Annotated in this window: 11 protein-coding genes; 6 read left to right on the forward strand and 5 right to left on the reverse strand. The window is 41.0% G+C overall.

The features are described from left to right. Positions 1-283 precede the first annotated feature (283 nt). Positions 284-2269 carry a polysaccharide lyase family 7 protein gene (locus ACOQO5_RS06570; RefSeq protein WP_420580894.1) on the forward strand — a complete coding sequence of 662 codons (1986 nt, stop codon included), beginning with the start codon at positions 284-286 and terminating at the stop codon, positions 2267-2269. A gap of 79 nt (positions 2270-2348) precedes the next feature. On the opposite strand, the gene ACOQO5_RS06575 is transcribed toward ACOQO5_RS06570, so the two are convergent. Beyond that, positions 2349-3383 carry a LacI family DNA-binding transcriptional regulator gene (locus ACOQO5_RS06575; protein ID WP_420580895.1) on the reverse strand — a complete coding sequence of 345 codons (1035 nt, stop codon included), beginning with the start codon at positions 3381-3383 and terminating at the stop codon, positions 2349-2351. A gap of 168 nt (positions 3384-3551) precedes the next feature. Between ACOQO5_RS06575 and ACOQO5_RS06580 the strand changes: the two genes are divergently transcribed. The 5 genes from ACOQO5_RS06580 to ACOQO5_RS06600 all read left to right on the forward strand — a co-directional run bounded on the left by ACOQO5_RS06580 (position 3552) and on the right by ACOQO5_RS06600 (position 8268). Beyond that, positions 3552-4598: a PfkB family carbohydrate kinase gene (locus ACOQO5_RS06580; RefSeq protein ID WP_420580896.1), complete on the forward strand. Its 1047-nt coding sequence runs from the start codon at positions 3552-3554 to the stop codon at positions 4596-4598. A gap of 94 nt (positions 4599-4692) precedes the next feature. Beyond that, entirely contained in the window at positions 4693-5913 is a 1221-nt protein-coding gene (locus tag ACOQO5_RS06585) for a 6-phosphofructokinase (RefSeq protein ID WP_420580897.1), read from the forward strand. A gap of 4 nt (positions 5914-5917) precedes the next feature. Then, the gene (locus tag ACOQO5_RS06590; protein WP_420580898.1) at positions 5918-6592 is read left to right on the forward strand and encodes a bifunctional 4-hydroxy-2-oxoglutarate aldolase/2-dehydro-3-deoxy-phosphogluconate aldolase; all 675 of its coding nucleotides are present in this window, start codon (positions 5918-5920) and stop codon (positions 6590-6592) included. 359 nt (positions 6593-6951) lie between these two features. Further along, on the forward strand, positions 6952-7389 hold the full coding sequence (locus ACOQO5_RS06595) for a hypothetical protein (RefSeq protein WP_420580899.1): 438 nt from the start codon (positions 6952-6954) through the stop codon (positions 7387-7389). A 99-nt stretch (positions 7390-7488) separates the two neighbouring features. After that, complete coding sequence (locus ACOQO5_RS06600) at positions 7489-8268, forward strand: helix-turn-helix domain-containing protein (protein WP_420580900.1); 780 nt, start codon at positions 7489-7491, stop codon at positions 8266-8268. Positions 8269-8335: 67 nt separating this feature from the next. Here ACOQO5_RS06600 and ACOQO5_RS06605 read toward each other — a convergent pair whose 3' ends face one another. The 4 genes from ACOQO5_RS06605 to ACOQO5_RS06620 form a co-directional block, all read right to left on the reverse strand. Next, positions 8336-10984, reverse strand: a complete 2649-nt coding sequence (locus ACOQO5_RS06605) for an ABC transporter permease (protein WP_420580901.1) — start codon at positions 10982-10984, stop codon at positions 8336-8338. Beyond that, positions 10972-11322: a PadR family transcriptional regulator gene (locus ACOQO5_RS06610; RefSeq protein ID WP_420580902.1), complete on the reverse strand. Its 351-nt coding sequence runs from the start codon at positions 11320-11322 to the stop codon at positions 10972-10974. Before ACOQO5_RS06610 ends, ACOQO5_RS06605 begins: the two co-directional genes overlap by 13 nt. Before the next feature lie 115 nt (positions 11323-11437). Continuing rightward, positions 11438-14506, reverse strand: a complete 3069-nt coding sequence (locus ACOQO5_RS06615) for an ATP-binding protein (RefSeq protein WP_420580903.1) — start codon at positions 14504-14506, stop codon at positions 11438-11440. 204 nt (positions 14507-14710) lie between these two features. Next, a complete protein-coding gene (locus tag ACOQO5_RS06620; RefSeq protein ID WP_420580904.1) occupies positions 14711-18622 on the reverse strand; it encodes an Ig-like domain-containing protein in 3912 nt (1303 codons plus the stop codon). Between the last annotated feature and the right edge of the window lie 19 nt (positions 18623-18641).

The following is an 18641-nucleotide window of genomic DNA, read 5'->3' on the forward strand; positions in this document are numbered from 1 at the left end:
CATTACATGAAAAAACCTGCTAAAACACAGGGAAAATATTTTCGAAAATCAATCATAAATCATCGAATAAGTTCATTCAATAGGCTTTTTTGTTTTATTGCACCCACAATATCTCATTTTTTACCACTGGTACAATAGCCGAATTCATGCACTGGTCAACCAGTACATATTTCAAGTCTGAGTTGGTTTACCTCATTTAAATAGCCTTATTCGTAATTGGTTCACCAATTATTAATCGACTAATGGTAACCAACCGAAACATTTATTCACTAACTAAAACAAAATGAAAAACACGTTTAACAAGCTATGTATGAGAGGTTTAACTTCTTTTTTAGCACTATCAGTCGTTTGGATCAGTGGGTGTCAGGAGGAAGACCTGAAGACTAATCCAACTAACATTGAAAATGTAAAAATGGCAGCAGGCGATGAAGTCAGCTTAACCAACCCAGGATTTGAAAGCAGTTGGTCTGGATGGGTCGACACTGATCCTTCTGCTACTTCCAGTGATTCTAATTCTGGATCGAAATCTGCAAAAATTAGCGGATCGGGTGGAAAGGTAGAACAAACCGTTTCTGTTTCACCAAATACCAACTACATCCTAAGTGCCTATGTATTAGACAAAGGATCGATTGGAGTCATCGTCGGCAGCAATGACTTCAATGATGGAGGCGATTACGATGATTGGACTCAAGTATCTGTTTCATTTAACTCAGGTAGCCATTCGTCCATTACCATTTATGGAAAATATAATGGCGGAACAGGTAGATTCGATGACTTTACTATAATAGAAGGCAGCGGATCTGGTGGTTCTGGTGGTTCCGGAGGAGAAAATGAAGAAAACGGAAAATTAAGTATATCGTCTGTGTCGGCCAGCGCAAATGATGGCAACGTTCCTGCCAATACGTTGGACGGAGATTTAGGCACGAGATGGTCAGCCAAAGGATCAGGACAATACATCACTTATGACCTGGGTGCTATCAAAAGTGTAAGTAGCATGAAAATCGCATGGTTCAAAGGAAATCAGCGAAGTTCATATTTTAAGATTAGAGCTGGGAATAGTACTTCCTCACTTACGGACGTATACAATGCACAAAGTGCTGGAAGTAGTGGAAGCACAAACGACCTCGAAACATATAGTTTCGAAGCTGTAAATGCACGTTATGTGAGAATTACCGGATTTGGAAATTCCAGCAATACATGGAACAGTGTAACCGAAGCTGAAATCTGGGGATCCAGTGGTAGTGGAAGTGGAGATACTACACCACCAGGTCCTATTTCTGGTCTCAGTGCTACAGCAGGAGATGGCCAGGTGAGTCTATCCTGGACGAACCCTTCAGACAGTGATTTTGATCACGTGAGCATCTCTTATTCTGGAGGCAACACCACTAGTACAGGCAGCAGCACTACCATTAGAGGGTTAACCAATGGAACAAGTTACACCTTTACCGCCACTGCTTATGATCTTTCAGGCAACACATCTACTGCTACATCATTGAATGCGACTCCTCAAGAATCAGGGGGTGGAGGAACTGCCAATATTCCTTCTGACCTAATGGCCAATTGCAACCAATGGAAGATCACTTACCCTGATGGAAGCGAAGACAAGACTCTTTGTGGTGAGGACAATAATGAATACTACTTTGTGAGCAATGACAAAGATGCTATTGTCTTCAAAGTGCCTATCCGAAGCAACAATGGATCTACTCCGAACTCCAGTTATATTAGATCAGAACTGAGAGAGAGAAAAGAGGATGGCAGCTCTGATATCTATTGGACCACCACTGGGCAGCACGTGGTGTACTCAAAACAGGCCATTACGCATTTGCCGATCAATAAGAATCATTTGGTAGCCACACAAATCCATGGAAACAAATCTGATGGCATTGATGATGCCATGGTATTGAGATTAGAAGGTTCTCATTTATTCCTTAGTTTCAATGGAGGAAAGTTGAGAAGTGATCTGACAATCAAAAATGATTATGTGTTAGGTACTCAGCACGAAGTGATTTTTGAAATCATCAATGGTAAGCACTACTGCTACTATAGTGAAGATGGCAATCTAGCCAATGCTTATCAAAATGGTAATGCTTCCAGCTATCTGGTAAAAGATGGAAGTAACAATCACGTAATGGACATCAATTACGATCAAACCTATTTCAAAATAGGAAACTATACGCAGAGCAACCCTGAAAAAGAAGGTAGTGATACAGATGACCCTAGCAACTATGGTGAGGTCTATGTATATGACTTCTGGGTGCTACACAACTAAGAATTAAATTCAGTCGATTAATTGCAAAGAAAGCTGTCATCTGATGATGACAGCTTTTATTTTATCTTAGTTCCTACCACTAATTGTCAGCGAAAGCCACATTCTCCTTGGTCAAGATATCTAGCGGCATATACTGTTTAGCACTTACGGCAGTATTTAGGATGAGATGTTTGTATAATGTTTGGATACTCAAAGCGCCTTGTGTTTTTGGGTTTTGATGTATAATAAACTCTATTCGGCCATCATTCAACCCCTCCAGATTTTTAGACACCAAATCATAACCTATTAATCTATAAGACCTGGCTGACCAAACAGAAGCCGCTTGTTTCGCTACTTGATGAGACCTGGAGTTTGGAACAAAGATCAAGGCTTCTTTTTGCTTCCTAGCACTTAACCATTCCTTCAAGGCCTTCTCGTCTAACCCAATTTCAACTTCTTTGATTTGAGTGATGTCCAATCCCTTTTCTTGATAATATTTCCTAAACCCTTCAATTCGCTCGTCGATTGTCTTATTAATACTATCATAATCACGAAACTTAATAATTAAGGATTGACAGTTTTCTGGGTGACCTATATTAAGCAGCTTTGCTGCAAGATATCCACTTTGAATAGAGTCCTGCCCTATAAATGCCAATGGCATAGCACTCTCCAAGTTTGAATCTACAAACACATAAGGAGTCTTGGCTTCATCCATTTGTTTACAAATAACAGAGGCTTCTTTTTCCAGAAGCGGGGCCATCACCACAGCATCTGGCGCCGATTGAAGTGCCAACTCCGATTGTGTAACAAAAGAATCTTGATTTTGACGATCGAAAGTATAGAAATCCAATTGCACGCCTAGGGATGCATACTCAGCAGCTGCAGATTCTATTCCTACTCGCTGGGTCTTCCAATACTCATTGTCTTGAGGAAGTATAATGGCAAAACGATGTATTTTGTTTAATTTCAAATTTCTAGCAAATACATTGGTAGAATAGTTACCCTCCTTGGCGATTTGCTTGACCAATTTTTTGGTTTTTTCTGCTACTTCTCCTCGGTTATGTAAGACTCGGTCTACCGTCCCAACGGATACGCCTGCCTTTTTTGCTATTTCCTTAATCGTAATTCGTTTCATGCGAAGCCAATAATAAAAAAAATCATTGATTGATTTTGTAATTAGCAGCAATATACTACATTTGTAATCGTCGTTAACGAACACGGATAAAAAATCCTTCAATTGAGGGATTTATTTTTCTAAGATTCCGTTAACGAACACGGTAAAAGCTAAAAATATTATACGATTATGAAAAAGGTAGTAACATTCGGAGAAATCATGCTAAGATTGGCTCCACAGGGATTTTTAAGATTTTCTCAGGCCAACAACTTCGACGTAGTATACGGAGGAGGCGAGTCTAACGTAGCCGTTTCATTGGCTAACTATGGTGTGGACGTTGACTTCGTGACACGACTACCAAAGAATGACATCGGCGAGTGCGCCATGATGGAGATGAGAAAAAGAGGTGTCAATACCGACAACATCATCTATGGTGGCGATAGATTAGGTATTTACTTTTTGGAAACTGGTGCTGTGAGTAGAGGGTCTAAAGTAGTATATGACAGAGCACATTCTGCTATGTGCGAAATCGAGCCAGGCATGGTAGATTGGAAAGAAGTTTTCAAAGAAGCTGGTTTCTTTCACTGGACAGGTATCACGCCGGCCATCTCTCAAAGTGCAGCCGACGCTTGTCTGGAAGCTGTAAAAGTAGCTTCAGAAATGGGTGTAACTGTTTCTACCGATTTGAACTATAGAGCGAAGCTTTGGAAATACTGCGACGCCAAGAAAAGAGAAGAAATCATGACTGAGTTGACTTCGTACTGCGACATCGTGTTGGGCAACGAAGAAGATGCTGAAATGCACTTTGGCATCAAGCCAGAAGGCATCTCAGTACAGACTGAAGGTCATAATGTGAAAGGTGAAGCTTTCTTGTCTGTGTGTAAGCAGATGATGAAGAAATTCCCTAAAGCGAAGAAAGTAATTACAACCTTGAGAGGAAGTATATCTGCTTCGCACAACACGTGGGCTGGTGTATTGTACGATGGCAACAAGCTATTCGAAACTCGTCAGTACCAAATCACAGATATTGTAGACAGAGTGGGTGGTGGTGACTCATTCATGGGCGGATTGATCTACGGATTGTTGAAATTCCCAGAGGATGACCAAAACGCCTTGGATTTCGCAGTAGCGGCTTCTTGTCTAAAACATACTATTAAAGGGGATGCTAATCTGGTAACGGTAGCAGAAGTTGAAAAGCTGATGGGCGGAGACGCATCAGGTAGAGTAGCCAGATAGCAAGATTCAGAAGAACGGGCAGTCTATATTTTTTCCTAGAATATTTAAACCGGGACTGCCCTTCTTTTTCCCAATTACCAAAACTAATAAACTAATGTCCAAACCATCCATAGCAATCATTTGCGGAGGAGGCCCGGCACCGGGCATCAATACAGTAGTGAGCACTGTAGCCAAAACCTTTTTAAAGGACGGCTATCGCGTGATCGGCGTACATGGTGGATATCAAGGCATTTTATCAGACGACCCTCAGACTACTGACTTCGATTTTGCTTACGCAGACCGAATTTTCAGTCGAGGAGGCTCTTCTTTGGTGATGAGCAGATTCAAACCCAAAGATGCTGACTTCAATACCCAATTTTTCACCAAGTTCAATGTAAAGCTCTTGGTGACTATCGGTGGTGATGATACCGCCAGCACAGCCAACCGTTTAGCCAAATTTTTAAAGAAAAGTGATTTGGACGTGAAGAACATTCACGTACCAAAAACAATAGATAATGACTTGCCCCTACCCGATCGAAACCCGACTTTCGGTTTTCATTCGGCAAAGGACGAAGGTGTGAAGATCGGTAATACGATCTACGAGGATGCCATCACAAGTCAAAACTGGTTTATCATGTCAGCCATGGGAAGGTCGGCAGGACATCTGGCTTTCGGGATCGCCTCGGCCTGTCACTTTCCCATGTTGATTATCCCTGAGATGTTCAACAAGACCAAAGTCACACTCGACAAGGTAGTGGACCTGATTATCTCCTCGATGATCAAGAGAAAACTCGAAGGCATCAACTACGGTGTAGCCCTCGTGAGTGAGGGTGTATTTCATGATATAGACGAACAAGAACTTAGAGATTCCGGCATTCTATTTACTTACGACGCGCACGGCCATCCAGAACTAGGCAATGTGAGTAAGTCCAATATTTTCAATGTATTGGTACAAGAGAAACTAAAGAAACTAGACATTCAAATCAAGAGTCGACCGGTCGAGTTGGGTTATGAACTGAGGTGTTGCAGACCGATTGGTTATGATTTGACACTTTGTACGCTTCTAGGCACGGGCGTGAAAAAACTATTTGATGAAGGAACTAGTGGATGCATAGTGACCACCAATTCTCGAGGTGATATCAAACCCATGTTTTTATCTGAATTTGAAAACAGTGACGGTGTGATTCCTCCACGTCTGGTAGACACAGAAGCTGAAATTTACAAATTGAGTTTGCACAACTTGCATTTCATTGAAAAAAATGATTACTCTAAAGCAAAACAATTAGTAGCCAACCCTGAACCGTATAATTTTAATACAATATTAAACTGGACATAAGAATATGGCACGATTTACAAGAATAGAAGTAGCGCAGCAGATGGGGGCCACCGGTATGGTGCCTGTGTTTTATCACAAAGACATTGAGGTCTGCAAAAAGATATTAAAAGCCTGTTATGAAGGCGGAGTACGAGTTTTTGAATTTGTAAACAGAGGCGACTTTGCTCATGAGGTTTTTACTGAATTGAACAAATGGGCGGCCAAAGAAACCCCAGAATTGATCTTGGGGATTGGTTCTGTAGTAGACGCGGGAACAACTTCGCTCTACATTCAAAACGGTGCCAACTTTGTGGTATCTCCTATCTTGAATGCAGACATGGCTAAGGTTTGTAACCGAAGAAAAATCGCCTGGTCACCAGGGTGTGGGTCATTGACCGAAATTTCATACGCAGAAGAGCTAGGTGCTGAAGTAGTGAAAATCTTCCCTGGTTCGCAAGTAGGTGGTCCATCATTTGTAGCAGCTGTAAAAGGTCCATTCCCATGGAGTAGTATCATGCCAACTGGTGGTGTAGAGCCAACCGAAGACAATTTGAAAGGTTGGATCAATGCTGGTGTACACTGTGTAGGTATGGGATCGAAATTGTTCGTGAAAAACTCTGAAGGAGAATACGACTACGCAGGCTTGACAGCTAAGGTGAAAGCTACATTGGCTTTGATCCAGAAGCTGAGAGGAAATTAAGAATGCTTGCTGGTGACAACACCAGCAAGGGCAAGTAAAGCAAATGGTTCGTGAGGACACGAACCATGGCTAAGGCACGAAACATGGCCAAAAGCCTCAGTTGGTGTTGTCACCATCTGATTGCACAAAGAAAAACGATTAGTGTGTTTATTACGATATAGTCCATTGCCCGATGGATTATGCATCAATGAAAAGACCCTTCAAGGAGGGTCTTTTTTCGTATAGATTCAATGAGTTCCTGAGGACACGAACTAAAGCGTTAATTTTTTGAAACCTATGAGGTTTAGTAATTAGAATATCCTTTTCATAATTCCCCCGTTATTAGCATTTTTGAGCTTGCATTTGAAACAAGCATTAGAGTGATTAAAATAGAAAAGGGAGAACGTTATTGGAACATAGGTTTTGCACTATTTTCTATCCTGTTTATCGGTTATCTGTTCGACTTCAATTATCTATCCCGATTTGATCCACCGTTGGAATTTTTCACCATCATCACCAATCCTCTAACAGCTATTTTTTATCTCGGTGGTTCGCTGATTGCTTTTCGTCACAGCTATATGCTTATGCGATTTGTAGCTCAAAAAACTCCTCAACTCTCATTTGTTTTTACCATCATCTTTGTGTTGGTAACGCTAGGGTCTGCTGTTCTGATCTATTTAAGTTTCGGCTTTGATACGCGAGCACTCACCTATCCCTTCGAGTGGTACGTGATGGTAGGGTTAGAATTCGCTGTACTTTTTTGGCTATTGATGATAGATATCCATTTGATAAAAAGCCTATCTCGGCTATTGAAATAGACATATTTACAAATGTCGGGTAAATGACGGGCTAGATTCAATTCCAAAATTTGAACTATTATTGGGCGTCGGTTAAGCTTGCAAAAAACGACAAGAAAAATGGCAACTCTAAAACAACCACAGCTCGGTCAAACCATCCTCGCACTAAGACAAGAAAAGAACATCACGCAAGAAGAATTGGTGGATCGATGTAATGTAAGTGTACGCACAATCCAAAGAATAGAGGCTGGTGAAGTAACGCCAAGAGATTCGACACTAAGGATCATCTTAGCATCGCTCGATTATGATTTTGATAAGGCCTTCCACAAGGTGCAATTCAAGCAGCGTATCGAAATCCTCAACATGGCTTGGATTCTTGGCTCCATATATTTTCTGGCAGGTATAGCCGAAACCTTACTGGATTATTATCGGTTCGAACCTAATTTGCCGGTTTACTTTAGCTGGGTCTACACGTGTTCCAAAATGATCATATTGACCACCTACATCGTTTTCATGTATGGCTTTGTGGAAGTAGGCACACACTTCAAAAGTTCATTATTGAAAATCAGTGCCTTTCTAATGATTGGCTCCATGTCTATCATGGAAATCTACGACATCATCACTCTCTTCTCGAATTTCACCGATGAAGAATTCTTGTTTGTCAAAGGTCTAGAAGGCGTAGCGTTCGCCGGTATTGATATTGCGTTTGGTATTGCGCTATTCAAACTATCTAAAGACTTGGGAGATGTAGGCAAAATCACTGGTTTGCTACAAATAGGCGCTGGACTTTGCTTCTTGACATTCATCCTGGGCTTCATTGGATTGTTCATTCTATTGCCTGCGACTATTCTAGAAATAATCATTCTATATAAAATGTATGACCGCTTGAAAACGGAATGAAATCATCCAAAATTCCGACGAGGTGAGCTTTGTAATCAAACCTCACCTCGTCGGCTTAGATCAAAAATTATTCGTATTTCAATGTCTTCACAGGATTGATCGTGGCCGCTTTAAGTGAATGCGCACCTACCGTAATCATGGCCACTAAAAATGTAGCCAAACCTGCTACAGCAAATGGCCATAGCAAAAGATCAATGCGGTAAGCGAAACTTGCCAACCACCAATCGATCATCAAATAAGCAATCGGAGCAGCGATCACAAATGATACACCTACCAATAGCATAAAATCTTTAGAAAGTAAAAGAACTATCTCTTTGGTCTGAATACCGAGTACTTTTCTGATTCCAATTTCTTTGGTTCGTTGCTCCATAGTGAATGTAGCCAGACCAAAGAGTCCCAAACAAGCCACCAAAATAGCCAAGCCGGAAAACACGGTAGTAATCATACTCAATTTACTTTCCGCTTTATAAGACTCATTCAATCGATCCTCTAAGAAGAAGAACTCAAATGGCCGGCTCGGAATAAATTTCTGCCAGTTGGATTCAACTATAGCTATGGATTCCTGCAAGTTGTTCGCATCCACTTTTACAGCCATGTATTTCATAAAAAGATTGAATGTGAAAGGCTGCGTCCATAGATCCAGCGCTATAGGTGACATGGGGTGGTGCTTGGAAGTAAAGTTAAAGTCCTCGACCACGCCTATGATTTTTCCTTTTCTTCTTCTCATCAACTCCACGCCCTTTCCGATGGCCGCTTCTGGAGAACCATATCCAAGTTGCTTGACCATGGTATGATTGATCACTAAAGCCAAACTATCATCCGTGACATGAGACTCATCGTAAGTACGCCCAGCGAGCAATGGAATGTCAAAGGTTTTCAGAAAATCATGTCTCATGAAGAGCCTTGGATAAGGTTTAGATTTTTCGACACCTTCAAAAGTATAGTTCATCACCTGATGCTTTGCGCCGAGTACTTCCTCCAGAGCAGTTACCGATTTGATGGATGAATTGGATAGCATCTCGCTTTTCATACTTTCGTAATGATTGGCAATGGGCGTACCTATCACTGGGACCATAATTACCGCCTCTTTGTTGAAGCCTAAATCGTCGTCTTGCAAAAATTGAAGTTGTTTGATGGCCATGATAGTACCTACAATGAGCACCATGGATATAGTAAACTGAAGAATGACCAACACCTTTCGGAAATTCATTCCATGATTATTTAGTTTACCTCCTTTGATCACTTCCGTAGTTTTGAAAGAGGACAATACAAATGCAGGGTAAAATCCAGCAATCAATCCAACAAACAAAGTCAGTCCTGCCACGGCGCTCAAGTATTCGACAGACCAAAAAGTCATGAGTGTTATTGACTTTTCTGTCAATGCATTGAAGCTCGGCAGGATAAATACTATTCCTATAATAGCGATAATCAAGGCCAAAATAGTCTGCAGAATCGATTCAAAAATGAACTGATAAATTAGCTGCTTTTTGAGGCTACCTAGTGCCTTTCTAATGCCTACTTCTTTGGCTCGCTTAGTTGCTCTTGCCGTAGATAGGTTGATAAAATTGATCACTGCGATCAATAGAACAAAGACGGCCACAGCTGAAAACACATAAATATTGCTTTCATTGCTATTGGCTTGAATCTCGTAGTCCAACTTCGACTTGAGATGAATATCCGTCAGAGGTTGCAACTCCATGGTAATATCATCCCTAATATTCTCCTGGAAATACTTCTGCACAAAATCAGGCAACATGTCAGACAAAATCTCAGGATTCGTATTTTCATTGAGTACCAGATAGGTCCAGCAAGGATTCCAGTACCATCCATTCATGGTCCGCTCTTGGTTGCGTTCTTTATAGTGCGCTCTCAAAGTAGAAAAAGAAACCAGAAAGTCGAATTGAAAGTGGGCATTGTGTGGAGCGTCCGCCAATATGCCCTTCACCACCAAATTTCTTTCGCCTTGAAATTCCAGGTTTTGACCTAAGGGATTTTCTTCACTAAAGTACTTTGTGGCCATGGTTTCGGTAATGAGAATCGAGTTTGGCTCATCTAGTGCAGTGCCTTTATCCCCCACAATCATTTCAAAGTCGAAGACATCGAAGAAAGTGGAATCCACAAAAAAGACATTTGGTTCGTTGAAACTCCTTTCCAGCTTTCTGTTGGCCAGACTAAGAAAGGGTGACTGAAAATCAAACAATCTGGTCATGTGATCGATCTGCCCGGGATAGTCATTGACCAGCGCAGGTCCAACAGGAAATGGCTGACTCGCTGAGTGCTCTCCTACACCATCACTTTCGAAGTGCTCCAAAATCCGATAGGTACGATCAGATTTAGAATGAAAAGCATCGTAGCTCAGTTCATCATGGATGTACAGAAAAATTAGTAGAAAGCAAGCCACGCCAATGGCCAGTCCCGCCGTATTGATCAAACTATACACACGCTGACGCATGAAATTTCGATAAGCTATTTTGAGAAAATTTTTAAACATGGCTATAGTGTTGTTATGTGTTATTGAGTTTTTTTTGAGTAAAAATGGCCTGAGCAAATCGAAAGCATCAATCCAAACGAAGAGCTTGGCATACATACTGCCCTTCTTTTGAAACCTATCCGCATAGAGTTCATACAAGTCTCCTTTGAGCATTTCCAGATGTTCTTCCTTACAAAAAACGTCTAGCAATCGTATGACCCATTTCGGAGGATTTAGCTCATCCATACCAGTGACAATCCTTTGAAGGAAAGACTCGGCATGGCCTGATACAGACCAGTTCGTAGATCATGTGCTTCTCTGGCCGCTGCTCTTCCGGCTGAAGTGATGGTATAAAACCGCTTTCTCCTTCCTCCTCTTGCTTTGGTAGCTCCTCCTTCCTGCGAACTAATAAACCCCTTTTCTGTCAATCGATTGAGCGCTGAGTGCAAGGCACCAATGCTAGGATTTCGACCTGTACGCTCCTTCAGTTCCTCCTTGATAGAAATGCTGTAGGCATTTTCATTTAATACACCTATGACCAAAAGCACGAGTTCTTCAAACTCTCCGAGATATGTTCCTTTCATAATTAGATATATTCTACATTTAGGATTCTAATACGCGAAGTATGAGGATTAGTTTCCTAATTGCAAATGAAATAATCACAGTTTAGACAAACGGTCAATTTCAATTGCCAAACGACTATTTATTAGGAAAAGTAAGTGTAAAAGTAGTGCCCTTGCCAGGTTCACTGGTTACATCAATGACACCATCGTTTAGGGCAACAAATTCGCTCACCAAGACCAGACCTAAGCCTGTACCCTTCTCATTGTTCGTCCCATAGGTAGAATGTGTCAATTCAAATATCTCATCCAATTTATCTTTAGGAATGCCCACGCCCTGATCAGAGATTAGAATGGTTGTTTTTTCATGATCGCAGGAATAATTGACGTCTATTTCAGAATTTTCATTGGAAAATTTGATCGCGTTATTGATCAGGTTTCTAATAACGGTGGACAAAGAATTCTTATCTGCATTAATCAAACATCCAGATGCCCCCGTCAATTTCAAATCTATATTCTTTGTCTTGGCAGACTCCTTAAGTATGGAAATAATCTCATTCAGGAAATAATCGACCTTGATTAGCTCTGGATTTACTTTGAAATTTCCGGACTGATTTAATGCCCAGGTCAGCAAATTATCGAGTAGGTGTCTCAATCTTTTTACAGATTCGGCCATATGTTCTACCATTTCATCCACCATTTGCGTTTCTTCCTCTTCCTGATAATGCTGGATGAGATCAGTTAGACCTTGAAGTGAATTTAACGGACTTCTCAAATCGTGCCCAATGATAGAAAACAGTTGATTCTTGGTATCGTTGGCATTTTGCAAGATGAGCCTCTGTGTCTCCAAATCTCTTTTTTGTTCTTCTACCTCAGCTGTTCTTTTTGAAACCAAATACTCTAGTTTTTGTTTAGCCTGCTCCAGGCTAGCTGTCCTAATTCTAAACAACACATAAATCAAAACCAGAATACCAGCAACGTAAGCAATAACTGCGAACTTGGACCGGTACCATGGCCGGTTGACATAAAAATGATAGGCGTCTGCTTCACTTATTTGATTGACGGCATTTTTAGATCGTACATGAAAAATGTATTCTCCTGCAGACAGTCCTGTATAGTCTTTTTTAGTTTCATGTGTCCATTCAGACCAACCGTCATCACGTCCTACAAGGTAATATTGAAAATTTCGTTCTTCGTTGGCATTTACTTCATCGGTAAAAAAAGAGAAACGAATATCAGTCTGATCATAGGGTAATTCGACTGGATCAACATTAAAACCATTTTCAAAAATCAAAGAATCTTTCCCCCAAATCATTTCTCCGATATGGCATTTGAATTGCCCTACTTCTCCTGTGACAGGTATTTTCTGATCGTATCGTACAACACCTTCATCTCCGACAAACCACAATACACTGTCTTTGTCAGCAAATGATGCATTGACATGAAAACTCGAGCCAAAGGCGATACCTGTAGTCTCCATAGTTCCATTGTTTATTTCCACCAATTCGTTGTAGTTGATTCTTTGATGGTTTTGATAGCTTATCCACATCTTCTCATCAGCAATCAATACAGCTTGAAGAATTTTCGAAGCCGGATTCGACAAAGCCAGTGGCTGGGGTTTGGAAAGCTCTCCGGAATTGTCCAAATAATACCACTTCTCGCGGCAGACAACTAATATTTTATCACCACAAGCAATAATTGAAGCATTGCCAACTTCGTACGATTCTTCGAGTTTCAAATAGTGCGTATTGGACGTTACTCGGTGCGACACTACTCCCAAAGTTCCATACTTTGATATGAACACAATTTTGTCTCCAATCTGCTCTATTTTTTTGATAGGCTCGGTAAACCCCTCCAAACGGGTGAGCTCGAATTGATCATTATCTTTGTAATAAACACCCATCCCCACTTCACCTAATCCAACGAAAATTTCAGATTCATCTTTGGATACCTCGGCATAATGCAATCTTTCTGTATCTAGAAATTCAAATATTTTGTTGTCATAAGTCACCAACCCTTTTTGCGTTCCAATTAGCATTTTATCATCTATCTCGCCTAACGAAAATACCTCGTTATAGTCTTCTGGATTGAACGGAACAAAATGCGCCCCAAACTCCATTAGTTCCATTTTATACAGCCCTCGGAGCGTAGTTGCATATACATTTCCCTTATATCGAATGACGTCAGTACCAACATCTTTTAACCCGCGACGTTCATCAAAATATGAAAGAGGCGATTGGATCTTAACCTTGCTTGTCCCTACCCCATTGGCTATCCACAAGTTGTTTGGGTCAAACATGCCTACGAACAGATACTGAAAATCTATCAAACCAGAATTTTCATCCAGCATGTCCACCAATTTTCCATTTTTGTCAATTATTGCGACTCCCTTGGTGTAGGCTGCCATGGCGTAATAACCATCATATGTAATACAGCCATGATAAATTTTATAGGTTTTTAAAAAGTCGTCGGCTTCTGTCTTGAAAACCTCAACACTTCCGTCTTGATCTAGAAGGAACAAACCATTGTACCGACTGGCTACAAGCAGCTTATCCTCATAGGGTAAAAACACGTTGACCTTCATGTTAGTAAAGTACTCTCCTCCTTTCTTCGGAATTAATTCATCACCTTTCAAATACATCAATCCCTCGCCAACCTGACGAGTATAAATAGTATCTCTAACCGTAAAGGCGACGTCGAACTCCTGATCTCCAGCATGAAAAACCTTGACCTGTTCATCTCTCAGCCTAAAAATGTATTTTTTTGATCTGAAAACTACCTCCTTGCTAGAACAGGCAACCTCCCAAACAGTGCCAAAATCATGATACTTTGAATCAATCTTATCCATAAGAGAGACGTAGTTGAGTTTCCCATTAGCGGAGGCAGTGAGATAACCAAACTCACCGTCCGAACCTACATAGATTACACCTTGAGTATCTTGCTGTAACCAAAAAACAGACTTTTCCTTGGTGATTTTTATAAGGTTCCAATCCACCCCATTATATACCAACACGCCATCATCATTTGAGAAATAATATATTCCTAATGAATCACGGATCACATTAAAATTGAAACTACCCGCTCGATAATCCGAAGGTGCATAGTAGTCTATAAATGGTAGCCCTTTTTCACTGGATTGCGCCAATGAAACATTGATAAGAAATGGTAGGAAGGTTAAACACAGTAAAGCTGACTTTATAAAACTCATCGAAGGTTTTAATTAAATTAAAGACAGGCGGATATGGGCTATAAATAAACGGAATCTAAAGAACTAAACCTAGCCAGACACCCAATAAAAAGAGAATATACTATAAAATGAGTATATAATTGAACAAACTTGATTACCCCCGACATTTAAAAAAAGAGACCAATCACTTGATTGGTCTCTTAATGTATTGTTGTGGTATCGAATTTATTCTTTAATGAATTTCAAGTTTAACTGTTGAGAATCAATCCGCAGATTCATAAAGTAGATTCCACTTTCGTAATCAGCAAGGTCAATTTTGATTTCAGAGCTATTCAATTGACTCCGAAAAAAGACTTCTTGCCCCTGCAAGTTCACTACAGTTAGCTGAGCGTTTTGCCAGATATTCGGTACTCGAAGAGTCAAAGACTCATGGGCCGGTACCGGAAAGAGTGCCACTTCTGCTTTAGAATTGCCTAAACCAAGCACTTCCTCTTGTTCTTCTGGTATTACTATGGTCACATCTAAGGCATTCGAAGTAGACGAACAACCCAAGTCTGAAACTACGACTACCTGGTATGACCCACTTTCAGTAGGTTCGTAAGTAGCACCTGTAGCTTCGCTTATATTAGACTCATCCAATGACCAGGTATAGGTATAACCTTCCACATCAGCCACCTTCAACAAATCTTCTTCTTGAGTAAGTGTAGCTTCTGGCAATGGGTTAAAGTCGATGCTTGTTTCAAACCTATCATTCGTTTCTGTGGACTGACCATCTACCCCAACAACAAATAACGTAGTTGCTGTTGTAGACTCAAAGGTGCTTCCTCCATCCTGAAGCAACTCATCGTTGTCATCATACCATTTATAGTCGAAAGCTCCACTCGCAGAAACGGATGAGGTTCCCCCTAAGCAACTTTTAGACTGAGTAAAAGACAACGTAACATCATAAGTCAATTCAGATATATTGAGTGTAAGTATATCCTCTGCATAAGCACCAGATCCATCAGTTGCTCTGTATACCACCTGACTCTGACCAACATCAGCTAAGGTGGGTGTACCAGAAACCGTTCCTCCGATGTTGGCCAGCCAATCAGGTTTACTTTCCACCGTAAAGGTTAGTGCATCACCTTCATCAATGTCCTTGAAATTTCCTTCTGGAAACTCAAAGCTGAAAGCTTCACCAGTAAACACAGACCTTATTCCTGCGGCTTGAATTGTCTCCGGTGCATCATTTATGTTTATAATCTCAAACTCAAAGGTGGCTCTAATAGACCCTCCGGCGTCGGAAGCGAGAATGGTAACCTGATCAATGCCTACATTTTCGTTAGTTGGAGAGCCACTTAGTATATCGCCAGTCAGTGACATCCATTCAGGCTTGCTTTCCACTTCATAGGTTAAAGTCTCACTATCTATGTCATCAAATAATGTAGTGATATCAGTATTGAAAGAACCTTCCTGATTCAAATCTGACAAAATGCCGTTGACATAGGGCAGGTCGTTTACGCCCGAAACATTCAATGCAAAGGTCTCCTCTGAAGTATCGCCATCATCAGCAGTTATTGTAATCGTAATAATTCCATTCTGGTCCGCCTCTGGAGTCATTTCTATAAAATAGAAATCCCCTAGACTATTAGTCTCTACAATGTTGGCATTCGCTAATACCGACTGATCTGAGGATTCAACGGTATAAGTAAATGGATCTCCTTCGGGGTCTACTATTTCTAGTATTAGCTCTAATACACCATCTTCCTTAACGGTTTGATTACTAACTCCCGAAATAACCGGAACATCATTCACATCACTGATTGTAATCGTAAGATTCTGAATGATTGACTCTCCACCAGTAGTTCCTACAAGTACTACGTCATTGGATCCATTAGCATTTTCCAAACTTGTCAAAATCAACTCACTCCCGCTAATGTTAGCATTGAGGAGGGTTTCTCCAAGCAGGTCATATGTAAATACTGCATCTGCATCATTAACATCCTCAAAGACATCAGAGAGGTCTACATTGTAGATTCCAAAATCCTCGTCTAATACAGGAATAGTAAGCGCATTAGCCACGATCAAATCTGCACCCAAAGCATTCACTTGAAATCTGACTTCCTGATTAATTTCTACTCCATCTGGATCTTCAACATAAAATCTAACATAACCTGTCCCTGTACTTGTAGGAGTAATTGTAGCTATACCATTACTGAAGGTTATAGTTTGATTACTCGAAATTCCCGTACTGTAAATTAAATTAGCATACGCTGTCTCAACATCACTCACATACAGACCCATGTCTAAATCATAAGGCACACCGTTATTGAGCATTGTCTGATTTGGAATGGTCTGCACAAAGACAGGAGCGTCATTCACGGCATCAAATGTCACTTCAAACGACACGGTATTCGACAAAGCATTACTAGCTCCTGATCCGTCATCAGCTACGACCGTTACTGTAACCGGGCCGCCATTTGAATTTTCCCTTGGAATGATATTCAAAGAGTTTCCTGAAAATTGAAGAGTAGCCAAAGATGGATCACTAATTGAACCATAAAAAGTAAACAAGATCACATCTCCATCATCGTCTGTGGGCTCCAAATCAACTGTAAGCGTCATATCCTCAGTACCAAACTGATCACTTATTGCTTCCAATATCGGTGCATCATTCACTGGTGTGACTTCCACATCCAATTGTTTCAAGACCAGGTATTCCTCGACAGTGCCTACTTCTTGTACCCATACATTGATAGTTGCCTGACCAAAGTACCCAGCTGTTGAGCTAAGTACTAGCACACCATCTACGACTTCAGCCATAATATCTGGGTTATCTGATTCTGTATCAAAAACCAACGCATTGTCGGAATCTGCATAAGTAAGTGTAACTGATTTTGAGTCATCCTCGGCCCATTGCTGATCTGGAATATCTGCCAACTGTGGTACATCATTTACTTCCTGAATGGCCATCGTCACCTCTCCAGATTCGTAGCTATTGCGTATGGGATTAAATACTCTAAAAGTAAAGTCATCATCTCCTCCGACCTCAGCGGTAGCGGTATAAGTCGTTTCCCAGATACGGATATTGTTAGACGATTCTACTAAGGTCAACGAGCCAAGTACACCTTGATCGGGATTTTTCGTCCATTCCACCGTGGGCTCCGCGTCAAACCCAGCAAAATCTACAGCTACCAATTTGACTGCTACAGATTTGTTTTCGGGTACTGACATATCACTTCCTACCACAAAATAGTCCCCATCTTCGCTAGCTAATATTCGACCTCCAGCAGCATTATCTACGATAAAGGAGTTGAAGGATGAATAACCATTGGGTGCAGTGACTAGAGCAGTAACCAGTACTTGATCTGTGGTAAACAAATAACTATGTGTACTTTCATCCACCTCAAATGAATAGGATGCCGACAAGGCACCGTAATCCAAATCCTCAGACGTCACTGTAGTATTTTCCACATTCACAAAAAATGCATTCAATGGATCAGACAGATTGTAATAATTGATGTCTATACCATATTCTGCATTGAATACAGTATCTGCAAACGACAGTGCAAAAGTGTTGGAAGTCTTGTCCAGCCCAGTCACCTCATGAGGTGTGTCTTGCAAGAAGAACTTAAACACCACTTGAGCCACATTAGATGACAAAGAGCTATTCACCTCATTCACCTGAAACTCAAGCGTATCCTCATAGATGACATCAGGAAGCAAGTTTGCATTTGGCGTCAGCAGCAGCTGATTTGTAGTCACTCCATCAGCCAGAGAAAGCGTGCCATACTGTGGCTCTCGCGTAATCTCAAACTCAACCTGCTGCCCTTCGGGATCATAACCATCGAGCTCAAGAATATCACCCAGTTCGTAATAGAATTGCACAGAGGTAGAAATGGCTACCGGTGGTTCATTTACCTCTGGCTCAGCAAGATCACCCAGCAAATAACCAATTTTTCCAGTGTAGTCTCCTCCAGCGATTTTCCCCTGCACATAATGTCCTGCCATTCCAAATGTGGTATAGCCACCGTTGCTTCCCCAGCCAGTGCCGAGATGACGGGTACTATTAACCAGTGAGGTGTCCGGCTGGCCTACCACAACGTACACTATCATCAGCAACAAGCTTGTCAGATAATATTTTATTGTTTTCATGTCTTTTGTGTTTTAGTTA

Origin of the sequence: Reichenbachiella sp. (genome assembly GCF_965223055.1) — a bacterium.
Lineage (GTDB): Bacteria > Bacteroidota > Bacteroidia > Cytophagales > Cyclobacteriaceae > Reichenbachiella.